At 74.3% G+C, this 12,673-nt stretch carries 13 protein-coding genes; 4 read left to right on the top strand and 9 right to left on the bottom strand.

The window, feature by feature from the left end:
- Positions 1–20: 20 nt before the first annotated feature.
- A complete protein-coding gene (locus tag Ae331Ps2_RS15070) occupies positions 21–1,169 on the top strand; it encodes an Mrp/NBP35 family ATP-binding protein (protein ID WP_075308171.1) in 1,149 nt (382 codons plus the stop codon).
- 78 nt (positions 1,170–1,247) lie between these two features.
- On the opposite strand, the gene Ae331Ps2_RS15065 is transcribed toward Ae331Ps2_RS15070, so the two are convergent.
- From Ae331Ps2_RS15065 to Ae331Ps2_RS15045, 5 genes are all read right to left on the bottom strand, one after another.
- A complete protein-coding gene (locus Ae331Ps2_RS15065) occupies positions 1,248–2,504 on the bottom strand; it encodes an aspartate aminotransferase family protein (protein WP_020624328.1) in 1,257 nt (418 codons plus the stop codon).
- A 408-nt stretch (positions 2,505–2,912) separates the two neighbouring features.
- Positions 2,913–3,842: an AEC family transporter gene (locus tag Ae331Ps2_RS15060; protein WP_075308173.1), complete on the bottom strand. Its 930-nt coding sequence runs from the start codon at positions 3,840–3,842 to the stop codon at positions 2,913–2,915.
- A 65-nt stretch (positions 3,843–3,907) separates the two neighbouring features.
- Positions 3,908–4,579 (bottom strand): GntR family transcriptional regulator, encoded by a 672-nt coding sequence (locus Ae331Ps2_RS15055; RefSeq protein ID WP_369804865.1) that lies wholly within the window; start codon positions 4,577–4,579, stop codon positions 3,908–3,910.
- A gap of 9 nt (positions 4,580–4,588) precedes the next feature.
- Positions 4,589–5,317 (bottom strand): maleate cis-trans isomerase, encoded by a 729-nt coding sequence (locus Ae331Ps2_RS15050; RefSeq protein WP_020624325.1) that lies wholly within the window; start codon positions 5,315–5,317, stop codon positions 4,589–4,591.
- A 40-nt stretch (positions 5,318–5,357) separates the two neighbouring features.
- Positions 5,358–5,855 (bottom strand): DUF3830 family protein, encoded by a 498-nt coding sequence (locus tag Ae331Ps2_RS15045; protein WP_020624324.1) that lies wholly within the window; start codon positions 5,853–5,855, stop codon positions 5,358–5,360.
- A 96-nt stretch (positions 5,856–5,951) separates the two neighbouring features.
- Here Ae331Ps2_RS15045 and Ae331Ps2_RS15040 point away from each other — a divergent pair, with 96 nt between their 5' ends.
- On the top strand, positions 5,952–6,938 hold the full coding sequence (locus Ae331Ps2_RS15040; protein ID WP_075308175.1) for a D-2-hydroxyacid dehydrogenase: 987 nt from the start codon (positions 5,952–5,954) through the stop codon (positions 6,936–6,938).
- A 5-nt stretch (positions 6,939–6,943) separates the two neighbouring features.
- Positions 6,944–8,347, top strand: a complete 1,404-nt coding sequence (locus Ae331Ps2_RS15035) for an amidase (protein ID WP_075329743.1) — start codon at positions 6,944–6,946, stop codon at positions 8,345–8,347.
- 74 nt (positions 8,348–8,421) lie between these two features.
- Here Ae331Ps2_RS15035 and tatB read toward each other — a convergent pair whose 3' ends face one another.
- From tatB to sigE, 4 genes are all read right to left on the bottom strand, one after another.
- Entirely contained in the window at positions 8,422–8,859 is a 438-nt protein-coding gene (gene tatB, locus Ae331Ps2_RS15030; RefSeq protein WP_075308177.1) for a Sec-independent protein translocase protein TatB, read from the bottom strand.
- An 18-nt stretch (positions 8,860–8,877) separates the two neighbouring features.
- Positions 8,878–10,455 carry a trypsin-like peptidase domain-containing protein gene (locus Ae331Ps2_RS15025; RefSeq protein ID WP_075308179.1) on the bottom strand — a complete coding sequence of 526 codons (1,578 nt, stop codon included), beginning with the start codon at positions 10,453–10,455 and terminating at the stop codon, positions 8,878–8,880.
- 119 nt (positions 10,456–10,574) lie between these two features.
- Positions 10,575–11,228, bottom strand: coding sequence for a zf-HC2 domain-containing protein (locus tag Ae331Ps2_RS15020; RefSeq protein ID WP_075308181.1), 654 nt, complete (start codon positions 11,226–11,228; stop codon positions 10,575–10,577).
- Positions 11,225–11,866, bottom strand: a complete 642-nt coding sequence (sigE, locus tag Ae331Ps2_RS15015; protein WP_020626064.1) for an RNA polymerase sigma factor SigE — start codon at positions 11,864–11,866, stop codon at positions 11,225–11,227. The genes Ae331Ps2_RS15020 and sigE overlap by 4 nt, the downstream gene beginning before the upstream one ends.
- A gap of 155 nt (positions 11,867–12,021) precedes the next feature.
- On the opposite strand from sigE, the gene Ae331Ps2_RS15010 reads away from it, so the two are divergent.
- Positions 12,022–12,654: an O-methyltransferase gene (locus Ae331Ps2_RS15010; RefSeq protein ID WP_075308183.1), complete on the top strand. Its 633-nt coding sequence runs from the start codon at positions 12,022–12,024 to the stop codon at positions 12,652–12,654.
- Positions 12,655–12,673 lie beyond the last annotated feature (19 nt).

Here is a 12,673-nt window from a genome sequence, read left to right as displayed (position 1 = left end):
GAAAGAGGTCGTAGGAGCTCATGTCCGTCACCAGCAGCACCAGCACCGTCGTCGAGGCCGTGCGCGCCGCCCTCGGCACCGTCGAGGACCCGGAGATCCACAAGCCGATCACCGAGCTGGGGATGGTCAAGAGCGTCGACGTCTCCGCCGACGGCCTCGCCCACGTCGGGGTCTACCTGACCGTCGCGGGCTGCCCGATGCGGGAGACGATCACCTCCCGCGTCACCGAGGCCGTCTCGAAGGTCCCCGGCGTCGAGCGGGTCGAGGTCGAGCTCGACGTCATGAGCGACGAGCAGCGCACCCAGCTGCGTCGTTCGCTGCGCGGCGACGCCGACGAGCCCGTGATCCCCTTCGCCCAGCCCGGCTCGCTGACCCGCGTCTTCTGTGTGGCGTCCGGCAAGGGCGGCGTCGGCAAGTCCTCGGTTACCGTCAACCTGGCCGCGGCCATGGCACGGCGCGGGCTGAAGGTCGGCGTCGTCGACGCCGACATCTACGGCCACTCGATCCCGCGCATGATCGGCGCCGCGGACCGGCCGACCAAGATCGAGAACATGATCATGCCGCCGCAGTCGCACGGCGTGAAGGTCATCTCGATCGGCATGTTCACCGACGGCAACACCCCCGTCGTCTGGCGCGGTCCGATGCTGCACCGCGCGCTGCAGCAGTTCCTGGCCGACGTGTTCTGGGGCGACCTGGACGTGCTGCTGCTCGACCTGCCCCCGGGCACCGGCGACGTCGCCATCTCGACCGCCCAGCTCGTGCCGAACGCCGAGCTGCTGGTCGTCACCACCCCGCAGCAGGCCGCCGCCGAGGTCGCCGAGCGGGCCGGGTCGATCTCCACCCAGACCCGCCAGCGCCTGGCCGGGGTCGTGGAGAACATGTCCTGGATGGAGATGCCCGACGGCTCGCGCAACGAGATCTTCGGCTCGGGCGGCGGGCAGACCGTCGCGGACTCGCTGAGCCTCACGGTCGGCACCACGGTGCCGCTGCTGGGTCAGATCCCGCTCGACGTCGCGCTGCGCGAGGGCGGCGACGCCGGCACCCCGATCGTGCTCGGGAAGCCGGAGTCGGCGGCGGCGCAGGCCCTCGACGCCATCGCGGAGAAGCTGACCGTGAAGGCCCGCGGCCTGGCCGGGATGAGCCTGAACATCTCCCCCGTCGGGCGCTGACCCGCACACCCTCCGACACCACGAGGCCCCGCACACCCGACCGGTGTGCGGGGCCTCGTCCGTCCCCCGGGGCGGGTCTCAGGACAGCGCGTCGTTCAGCGCCTTGGTCCAGAGCGCCAGCCCCTCGTCGACCTGCTCGGAGGTCACGACCAGCGCCGGGATCATCCGGACGACGTTGCCGTACACACCGCAGGTCAGCAGCAGCAGGCCCTGTGCGGCGGCCGCGGCGTGCACCGTCGCGGCGGTGGCGCCGTCGGGCTTGCCGTCGGCGTCGACGAATTCGATGCCGATCATGAGTCCGCGGCCGCGGACGTCGCCGATGGCGGCGATCCCCTGCGCGGCGTCCCGGACACCGGCGAGGAGCTTCTCGCCCTGCACCCGGGCGTTCTCGACCAGCCCCTCGCCCTGCACGACCTCGAGGGTCGCGAGCGCGGCGGCGCAGGCGACGGCGTTGCCGCCGTAGGTGCCGCCCTGCGAGCCGGGCCACGCCTTCTCCATCAGGGCCTTGGGCGCGGCGATGGCCGAGAGCGGGAAGCCGGACGCGAGCCCCTTGGCGGTGACGATGATGTCCGGGACGAGGCCCTCGGCGTGCTGGTGCCCCCAGAACTTCCCGGTGCGGCCGTAGCCGGTCTGGACCTCGTCGGCGATCAGCAGGATGCCGTGCCGGTCGGCGCGCTCGCGCAGCCCCTGGAGGAACGCGGGCGGGGTCGGGACGTAGCCGCCCTCGCCGAGCACCGGCTCGACGATGAACGCGGCGACGTCGGACGCCGGCGCGGTGCTCGCCAGCTGGCGGTCGAGCTCGGACAGGGCGAACGCGACGGCCTGCTCCTCGGACCAGCCGTAGCGGTAGGCGTAGGGGAAGGGCGCGAACGCCACCCCACCCATCATCGGGCCGATCCCGGCCCGGATCTTCGCCCCGGAGGTGGTGAGCGCCGCGGCACCCATGGTGCGGCCGTGGAAGCCACCGTCGAACGCGACGATCAGCTGCCGGCCGGTGGCCTGGCGGGCCAGCCGCACCGACGCCTCGACGGCCTCGGAACCGGAGTTGGTGAAGAACACCGAGTCGATGCCCTCGGGGAGCACCTCGCCCATCCGCTCGACCAGCGCCAGCAGTGGCTGGTGCATCACGGTCGTGTACTGCCCGTGGATCAGCGTGGCCACCTGCTCCTGCGCCGCCGCGACGACCCTCGGGTGGCAGTGCCCGGTCGAGGTGACGCCGATTCCGGCGGTGAAGTCGAGGTGGCGGCGCCCGTCGGTGTCGTACAGGTAGACGCCCTCACCGCGGGCGGCCTGGACCGGGGTGGCCTGCTTGAGCAGCGGGGACAGCTGTGCCATGGGTTCGCAGCTCCTGGTGCGTCGAGGGTGGTGCGTCTCAGGTTGTCGAGTTGTCGACAATCCTAGGGAAACACGGGTGGGTGGGTCCGGGCAAGGGTCGTCCGGGCCCGCCTTTGCTCTGCTCACCGATACGCATCAGGCACCCGGGGCGACCCGGCGCTGCGGTCCCGGACGGGCCCGCGTCGCGTGCGGACAGCCGTCGTCGGCGGCGTCGAGATGCAGCTCAGCGGGAGTTGTCGATCTCCACCGCCCGCTGGGCTGCATCTCGGCGCACGCGCGACACGGGTGGCCGGCCCGCCGTGACGCCACCCGGCGCCGGCGCAGGGCCGGTGCTGCGTATCGGTGAGCAGAGCAAAAGGACGAGCGAAGGACCCCTCATCTCGGACGCAGCAAAGAGGAAAGCCCTGGTCAGGCCAGCAGGGCGGCGATCACCAGCAGCACGGGGACGGCGACGACCGTCGAGGCCAGCGCCACGTCGCGGGCCAGCGGGACGGCGCGGTCGTACCGCACGGCGTAGCCGAAGACGTTCTGCGCGGTGGGCAGCGCGGCCAGCACCACCGCGGCGAGCAGCGCCGGGCCGGTCAGGCCGAGCACCCCCGCGGCGAAGGCCCAGGCGATCACCGGGTGCGCCACGTTCTTGATCGCGACGGCGATCCACACCGAGACCGCGGTCTCCCCCGTCCCGGGGCGGCGGGCGCCGTACAGGGAGATGCCGAACGCGAGCAGCATGGCGGGCACCGCGAGGTCGGCGAGCAGCTCGATCGGGGCGGTCACCGGCTCCGGCAGGACGACGCCCGTCGCGGAGACGGTCAACCCGGCGGCGGTGGCGATCGCGATCGGGTTGCGCAGCGGGGCGAACGCGACCCGGACCCACCCGGGCCGCTCGCCGCGGCCGTCGCCGGGCAGGACGTCCATCAGGGTCGTGAACAGCGGGGTCAGGATCGCGAGCTGGAACAGCAGCACGGGGGCGACGGCGGCGGAGTCGCCGAGCACGTAGGTCGCGATCGGGATGCCGAGGTTGCCCGCGTTGACGTAGCCGGACGCCATCGACCCGACGACGACCTCGCCGGCCGGGCGCCGACGGAGCAGCGCGACCGGCACGAAGAGCAGGCAGGCCACGGTGCTGGTGACCGCGGTGACGACCAGTCCCGAGGACAGCACGGCACCGACGTCGGAGTGGCTGAGGGTCGTGAACAGCAGCGCGGGCGTCGCGACGAAGAAGGCGGTGCGGGCGAGGACCTTCGAGCCCTGGTCGCCGAGCAGCCGGCCACGGCCGAGGACGTACCCGACGGTCACGACGACGCCGATGACCAGGAAACCCTCGAGGACGCCCACCACGTCCCGACATGTTACGTATGCGAACTAGTCCCCGGGGTGTCCGGCGGTGCGGTTCACAGGTGCACTCAGGCCGCGCCGGGCATCGCGGCGAGGATCCGGCTGACGGCGTCGTCCATGTGCGCGGCCAGCCGGTCGAGCAGCAGCTCGGTGCGGCCGTCGCGCAGGGCGTCGCGCAGCAGTTCGTGCTCGGCGAGCAGCGCGCGGGCGGGCGGGGCGGTCTGCTGGAACGCGGCGAGACACATCCGCGTCTCGACGAGGAGCCCCTCGGTCATCCGGCGCAGCCGCGGGCTCCCCGAGGCGGCGACGAGCGCGGCGTGGAAGTCGTGGTCGGCGTCGGCGAGCGCGACGGCGTCACCCGCCTCGGCCGCGGCGGCCATCACCCCGAGCGGGATCTCCAGCGCGACGACGGCGGCGGCCCGGTCGCCCTCCAGCACCTTCAGCGCCGCGGCCCGCTCGACGGCGGTGCGCGCCAGGTAGACGTCGCGGACGTCGTCGGGGCCGAGCTCGCGCACGAACAGGCCACGATGGCGTTCACTGCGCAGCAGCCCCTCGGCGACCAGCCGCTGCATCGCCTCCCGCAGCGGGCCGCGGCTCACCCCGAGCCGGTTCGCGAGGTCCACCTCGCCGAGCTGGGTGCCCGGCGCGAACGTGCCGCGCATGATCGCGGCACGGATCCGGTCGGCGACGATTTCCGCGGTGGAGCGCCGGCTCACCGGCTCGAGCTCCGAGACGTCCAGGCCCACGACTCACCCTCTCCGGAACAGTGTCCCCAGGCCGGGACGGTCGATGTCGGCCCCGGCCAGGCGCAGGCCCTGCCAGATGCTCACCTGGTTCGCGGTCAGCACCGGCCTGCCCACCCGCGCCTCCAGCGCGTCGAGCACGTCCACGGTGTGCAGCGCGGTGTCGGGCAGCAGCACCGCGTCGGCGCCGGGCGCGTCCGAGGCCACCGCGGCGGCGAACTCCAGCACCGTCTCCGGCGGCAGCGTCCCGACCTCGGCGGCGGTGATGATGTCGCGCGCGGACAGCGTGTGCACGGAGATGTCGTGGTGGGTCAGGAAGTGCACGAAGGCGCCGGCGACGTCGGGCGGGTAGGTCGCCCCGACCGCCACCGAGCCGATCCCGAGCCGTCGACAGGCGTCGACGAAGGCGAACGACGTGCTCGACGTCGGCACGCCCGACACCCGTTCCAGCGCCGCGACCTGCCGGGCGGCACCGTCGGGGCCGAAGATGAACGACCCCGAGGTGCAGGCCCAGACGACCGCGTCCAGCGGGCCCGCCTCCGCGGCGACCCGACGTGCCCCCTCGGCGAGGACCTCGTCGCCGCCGATGGCGAGCAGCGCGTCCTCGCGGTGGGCGTCGGTGGCCATCTCGGTGTGGACGAGGGCGAGCCGGCTGCCATCGGCCAGCAGCTTCTCGGCGCGCGGGTAGTCGTCCTCGGCCGAGTAGCCCGGGTAGAGGAATCCGACCGTGCTCATGTTGTCGACAATCCTACAGAGGCTGGGGTGACCGCAAGGGTCAGGACGCCCGCGAGTAGACGAGCCGCTCCCCCACGCTGCCCGCGCGCCACACGTCGTGACAGGCGGTCGCCATCGCGTCGAGACCGTCGACGATGGTGGCGAACACGTTGCCCGGCACCCAGCCGACGTCGCCGTTGAGCAGCAGGTTGTTGCGCCCGTAGAAGATCGCGAGGTCGATCCCGCCCTCGGCGGCGTCGATGCCCTGGTCGTCCTTGAACGCGCTGTCGAGCATCCCGCCGTGGAAGTCGAAGTAGCAGACGTCGCCCGGGATGGGGGTCACCGTCGGGTTCTCCTGCCCGATCCGCGGGCCGAACCGCGGGACGATCGTGTAGACCTCGTTGCGGGCGTACTTGGCGTGCTGCGCGTCGCCGCCCTGCGGGCCGTCGGCCAGTGCCTCCCAGACCGCCGCGGCGGTGCGGGGCGCCTCGGTCTCCAGCAGTGCCGCGGTGCAGGCGACGCCCCGCTTCGCGAGCTCGATCCTGATCAGCTTGGTCATCCGATCCCCCTGTCCGATACGCGGATTGTTGACAATCGTAGGTGCGCTTCTTAGCGTGTCAACGCCGCCCGACCTCCCTACCGACAGGATCTCCCGTTGCCGGTTTCCGCTGGTCAGGACCCGATCACCGTCGCCGTGCTGCACGGCGGGGAGACCCCGCCCGGCCTCGAGCGCCACGCCGGTGACGCACGTCTCCGCTTCGCCGCCGACGCCGACGGGCTCGCCGCCGCACTGCCCGGCAGCGACGTGCTGCTCACCTGGGACTTCACCTCCGACGCCGTCAAGGACGTCTGGGACGCCACCGACACCTCCGCGCTGCGCTGGGTCCACACCGCCAGCGCCGGCGTCGACCGGGTCGCGTTCCCCGCCCTGCTCGCCTCGGGCGCGACGCTGACGAACTCCCGCGGCGTGTTCGACCGGCCCATCGCCGAGTTCGTGCTCGGCGCGGTGATCGCGTTCGCCAAGGACACCGCCCGCTCGCTCGCGCTGCAGCGGGAGCGGACCTGGCGCCACCGCGAGACCGAGACCGTCGCCGGGAAGGTCGCGACGGTCGTCGGGAGCGGGCCGATCGGACGCGCCGTCGCCGACCTGCTGGGTGCGGTCGGGATGCGGGTGCGGCTGGTCGGCCGGCGCGCCGCGGACGGTGTGCACGCCTTCGACGAGCTGCCCGGCCTGCTGCCCGACACCGACCACCTGGTGCTCGCCGCTCCGCTGACCGACGCGACCCGCGGGATGCTGCACTCCGGGACGATCGCCCTGCTGCCCGAGCGGGCCAGGGTCGTCAATGTGGGCCGGGGCGCGCTCGTCGTGCAGGACGACCTGACCGACGCGCTCGCGACCGGGCGGCTCGCCGGCGCGGCGCTGGACGTGTTCGAGGTCGAGCCGCTGCCCGCGACCTCGCCGCTGTGGGCGATGGAGCACGTGCTGCTCTCCCCGCACATGTCCGGTGACGTCGTCGGCTGGAAGGACATGCTCGTCGAGCTGTTCGCCGACAACCTCGCGCGCTTCCGGGACGGCCGGGAGCTGCGCAACGTGGTGGACCCCGAGCGCGGGTACGTGAGCTCATCCGCAGGAAAGGTGTGACTGCTGTGACGACTGCAGACCTCAGCGCGACCGAGCTGCTGGCGGGCTACCGCAGCGGCGAGATCTCGCCGGTGCAGGCCACCCGGGACGCGCTGGAGCGGATCGAGGCGCACGACGGCGCGGTGAACGCGTTCTGCCTGGTCGACCCCGACTCGGCACTGTCGCAGGCCAAGGACTCCGAGGCGCGCTGGCAGGCCGGTGAGCCGGTCGGGCCGCTCGACGGCGTGCCCACCTCGATCAAGGACATGCTCCTGACGATCGGCTGGCCGACCCGCCGCGGCTCGACGACGACGTCGCCGGACGGGCCGTTCGAGGTCGACGGCCCGCCGGTGGCCAGGGTCCGCGCCGCGGGTGCGGTGCTGATCGGGAAGAACACCACCCCGGAGCTGGCGTGGAAGGGCGTGACCGACTCACCGCTGACCGGCGTCACCACCAACCCGTGGGACCCGACGAGGACGGCCGGCGGCTCGTCCGGCGGCTCGGCGGCGGCCGTCGGGCTGGGGATGGGACCCCTGTCGCTGGGCACCGACGCGGGCGGCTCGGTCCGCATCCCGGCCGCGTTCACCGGGACCGTCGCGCACAAGCCCACCTACGGCCGCATCGCGCACTACCCGGGCTCGGCGTTCGGGACCCTGGCCCACGTCGGCCCGATGACCCGCACCGTCGAGGACGCCGCGCTGCTGTACGACGTCGTCGCCCAGCCCGACACGCGGGACCCGTGGGTGTTCGACGTGCCCCGTGAGTCGGCCGTCGAGCGGCTCGCCGGCGGCGCGGCGGGTCTGCGGATCGCGTTCTCCCCCACTCTCGGGTTCGTCGACGTCGACCCGGAGGTGGCGGCGCTCGTCGCCGAGGCGGTCGCGGTGTTCGCCCGTGAGCTCGGTGCGACCGTCGAGAACGCCGACCCCGGTTTCGCCGACCCGATCGAGCCGTTCCACACGCTCTGGTTCGCCGCCGCCGCGAAGTCCCTGGAGCCCATCGGCGCCGAGGCCAGGAAGGCCATGGACCCGGCGCTGGTGGAGATCGCCGAGCAGGGGGCCCGGGTCTCGGCGCTGGACTACCTGGGCGCGATGGCCGTGCGCAACGAGCTGGGGACGCTGATGGGCGCCTTCCACTCCGAGTACGACCTGCTGCTCACCCCGACCCTGCCGATCACCGCGTTCGAGGGCGGCCGGGAGGTCCCCGAGGGCTGGCACGACCCGCGCTGGACGTCGTGGACGCCGTTCACCTACCCGTTCAACATGACCCAGCAGCCCGCGACCTCGGTGCCGTGCGGCTTCACCTCCGCCGGTCTGCCGGTGGGTCTGCAGGTCGTCGGACCGCGGCACGCCGACGCCACGGTGCTGGCCGCCGCGCACGCCTACCAGCGCGCGACCACGCACCACCTGCGCCGGCCGCCGCTGCTGGGCTGAACCGACCCCGTCCACGACGACGGCGCCGCACCCCGGCCGGGGAGCGGCGCCGTCGTCGTAGGGAGGGGCCGGGGTCAGGTCGCGTCCGGGTCCACCGGGGGGCGCTCGTCGGCGGCCAGCGGTGGCTGCGGCGGACGGACCGGGGCCGGGGTGCTCGCCGCTGCCCCGCCCAGGGCTGCGGCCCCGGCGGCGCCGGCACCCGGGCCCGGGGCGAACCCGTTGGGCTTGACCGGCGGGGTGGCGGCGTCGTCGGAGAACAGGCTCCGGGTGATCGCGGTCCGCGGGTTGAGCGAGCGCAGGCTGCGCAGGTCGTTGAGCGGCTGCTGGATCTGGTCGAACTCCGGGCCCAGCTCCTTCTTCAGGTGGTTCTGGGCGCCGCTCGCGAACTCCTTGACCTGCCGGACCGCGCGACCGACCCAGGCCGCCGCCTCGGGCAGCCGTTCCGGGCCCAGGATGAAGAGCCCCGCCACGACCAGGACGAGGATCTCCGGCATGCCGATGTTCTCGAACACGACGCCAGCGTACGGGTACTAGCGCTGCCCGAGCGTCACGGTCACGGTGAGCGGTCGTCCCTGACGGACGAGGCGGACCGGGACCTGCTCGCCGGGTGAGTGCTCGCGGACGGCGACGACCAGCTCGTCGGCACTGGCGATGGGGCGCCCGGCGATGTCGACGACGACGTCGCCGTCGGCGATCCCGGCCGCGGCCGCCGGTCCCCCGGCGACGACGTTCTGCACCTGGGCGCCGTCGGTGGCGCCGTCGGTGACCGAGCGGGAGTTGACACCGAGGTCGGCGTGCGCGACGCGGCCGGTGCGGATGAGCTCCTCGGCGATGGCGCGGGCGTCGTCGATCGGGATGGCGAAGCCGAGGCCGATCGAGCCGCCCTGCCCGCCGGACTGGGCGCTGTCCGCGCTGCGGATCGCCGTGTTGATGCCGACGACGGCGCCGGTCGCGTCCACCAGCGGGCCGCCGGAGTTGCCGGGGTTGATCGCGGCGTCGGTCTGCACCGCGTCGATGACCGCGTCGCCCGCGCTGCCCTCCGGGTCGAGCCGCACCGGGCGATCGACGGCCGACACGATCCCGGTCGTCACCGTGCCGGCCAGGCCGAACGGCGACCCGATCGCGATCACCGCGTCGCCGACGGCGAGCTCGCCGGAGCGGCCGATCGCGGCGACCGTCGGGTTCGCGACGGGCACCTTGACCACCGCGAGGTCGGTCATCGGGTCCGCCCCGACCACGGTGGCCGGGACCCGGGACCCGTCGGAGAACAGGGCCTCGATGGTGCCCTGGCCCGGCCCGGTGGCGGGCGCGACGACGTGGTCGTTGGTGAGTACGTAGCCCGCGGGGTCGATCACGACGCCGGAGCCGTTGCCCGCCTGGTTGCCGACGGTCACCTCCAACGAGACGACCGCGGGCAGCACCCGCGAGGCGACCTCCGACACCGAGCCGGGCGGCCGTTCACGAGCCGGCTCGGTCGCGCTCAGCACCGCTCCGGGGCTGGTCAGGGCACCCGCCGCGGTCGCGGACCAGTACCCGACCAGTCCGCCCGCCGCGCCGACGAGCAGGGCGAGGACGCCGAGCAGCGCCAGCGCGCGCGGCTGCACCCGCCTGCCGAACAGGACCTCGCGGACGCTGAGGCGGGGACCGTCGGGGCGAGGGCCCTCCGCGGGGGCGGCGCCGTCGCCGGGGGGCGGGGCGGCGACGACCGGCGTGCCCGGGTCGCGCCACGGGTCGCCGGCCGAGCCGCCGGGCCAGAACGGGTCCTGCTCGGCGCTCTGCTCACCCCCACGCAGCGCGTCGCCCGACGCACCGGGCGGGCGTTGCAGACCGCCGGCGGGCTCGCCGTCGGATGTGCGGTCCGGCCGGCCGAAGGCGCGAGCGACGGCGGCGGTCGGCGGGGGCGCGCTCGGCAGCGACCCGTTCGCCCCGAGGTGCGACGACGGCGGCGCGAACGAGCTGTCGACGCCGTCTGGGCGGCCGAACGCCGCCCGTTCGCCGGGGTCGGTCGCCGGACGGTCCAGCGGGCGGGGGCGCAGTCGCGGCGGGGCGGAGCCGGGCGCGTCCGGATCGGCCGCGCCGTCCGGGCGTGCGCCGCGGTCGTCGCTCACCGGGTCACCCCGGAGCCCGGGGAGACTGCTCCCGACGATCGATCAGCCGGCACGGCGTCCACCCAGTACACCCGTACAGCCTGCCCGGCGGGCGGTGAAGTCGGTGTATCGGTGACGGGTCAGGGCGTCGGGGAGAGGCCGGCGTCGCCGGTCGGGGTGGCCGAGGTCGTCGGCGACAGCGACGCGCCGGTCGAGCCCGCCGTGGTGCTGACCGCCGGGACGGCCGTCCGCCGCGACGAGGCGGGCACCGGGGTGGCCGCGAACCGGGCGACGGCCGCGGCACCCGGGCCGGGCACGGTCGGCGCGGTCGGGGTGCCGGTCGTGGTGGGGGGCAGACCGAGCGCGAGTGCGCCGAGCGCCAGCCCGGACACGGCGGCGCCGGTGCCCAGGCGTACGCGTCGCGACCGGCTGGCGCGACGGCCGTGGTCGCCCTCGACCGGTGCCGGGCGCAGCACCGACACGAGCTGGCCGTCCGGGGTGAGCGAGAGGCCCGCCGGCGGCGGGGGCAGCTCGGTGTCCTGCGGGATGGCGCGCAGCGCCGACATCAGCGACGGCGGGAGCGTGGGGGCGTCGGCCGCTCGCAGCGCGGTGCGGGCCCGCCGCTGCTCGGCGACCTCCACCGCGCAGTCGGGGCAGCGCTCGAGGTGGCGGGCAGCACGGTCGTGCGGACCGGCGGCCAACTCGTCGTCCACGAAGGCGACGACCGCCTCGAGCGTCAGATGCGTCTCCCCCCAGTCCGGGGGGACGACCTGGAAACGCCGTCGCTCGGTCACGGCACCAACTCTGCCACCGGACCACGGTCGGATGCCACCGGCTGCTCCTCCGCAGCCGCCGCACGGTGCCGCTCCAGCGACGCCCGCAGCGCGGTCCGGCCTCGGTGGATGCGGCTGCGGACGGTGCCGAGCTTCACCCCGAGGGTCGCGCCGATCTCCTCGTAGGACAGGCCCTCGACGTCGCACAGGACGACGGCGACCCGGAAGTCCGGGGGCAGCTCGTCCAGCGCGGCCTGCAGGTGCGGGTCGAGGTGGTTGATCGCGAAGACGGTCTCGGGCTCGGGGCCACCGCCCGGCAGGCGGTCGGTGTCCTCGGGCAGGCCCTCCATCCGCAGCCGGGCGCGGCGGCGGACCATGTCGAGGAACAGGTTCGTGGTGATGCGGTGCAGCCAGCCCTCGAAGGTGCCCGGCTTGTAGGACGCCAGGGACCGGAACACCCGGATGAACGTCTCCTGGGTGAGGTCCTCGGCGTCGTGCTGGTTGCCGGACAGGCGGTAGGCGAGGCGGTAGACGCGGTCGGCGTGCTCCCGGACGACCTCGTCCCAGGTGGGCGGGGTCCAGTCGGCACCCTCACCGGGGCGGGTACCGGCGGCGGCGTCCCGGAACGGGGCGTCGTCGGTTGCGCGAGGGGCGGACATCGGGGCGGGGCACCTCCGTGAGTCGCGACCGTGTCGTGGAGTCGATCGGCCGCGAAGCTTCGTTCGTTGCAGCACAGCCTGCCTGCCACCCATGAGGAGGATGTGAAACCCGTCTGAGAGAAGTCTGTGAAATCGTCCGGCGATAATCTTGTTCCATGAGCACACCCGCGGGGGCGGCCGCGTACGCCGATGGCTACCTCGCCGAGGACGACGCGTGCGGCGAGGCCCGCGCACTGGGCACGGCGGCGGGCGCGCACCCCATCTCCGCGGCGGGCGGGGCGGCACTGTCGGTGCTGGCCGCGACGATCTCCGCGCGGGCCGTGGTGGAGATCGGGACCGGGGCCGGGGTGAGCGGGCTGTACCTGCTGCGCGGCATGGCCGGTGACGGGACGCTGACGACCATCGACGTCGACCCGGAGCTGCAGCGCTCGGCCCGGCGGACCTTCCTCGCCGCCGGGTACGGGCCGGGGCGGGCCCGGCTGATCAACGGGATGGCGCTGGAGGTGCTGCCGCGGCTGACCGACGGCGGCTACGACCTCGTCGTCGCCGACGCGGTCCCGGCCGAGTACCCCGGCTACCTGGCCGAGGCGATCCGGCTGCTGCGCCCCGGCGGGATGCTCGTGCTGGAGGGGGTGCTCGACGGCGGCCGGGTCGCCGAGCCCGGCGCCGAGCACGGTCCGGGCACGGCCGCGCTGCGCGAGACCGCCGCCCTGGTCCGCGACGATGAGCGCCTGCTGTCGGCGCTGCTGCCGGTCGCGGACGGGATGCTCTGCGCGGTCCGCAGGTGAGCGGAGCGAACGCGGCATC

This window comes from Pseudonocardia sp. Ae331_Ps2, from assembly GCF_001932405.1.
Lineage (GTDB): Bacteria > Actinomycetota > Actinomycetes > Mycobacteriales > Pseudonocardiaceae > Pseudonocardia.
The sequence above is the reverse complement of the archived record's forward strand: the minus strand, read 5'-3'. Positions and strand labels throughout refer to the sequence as shown.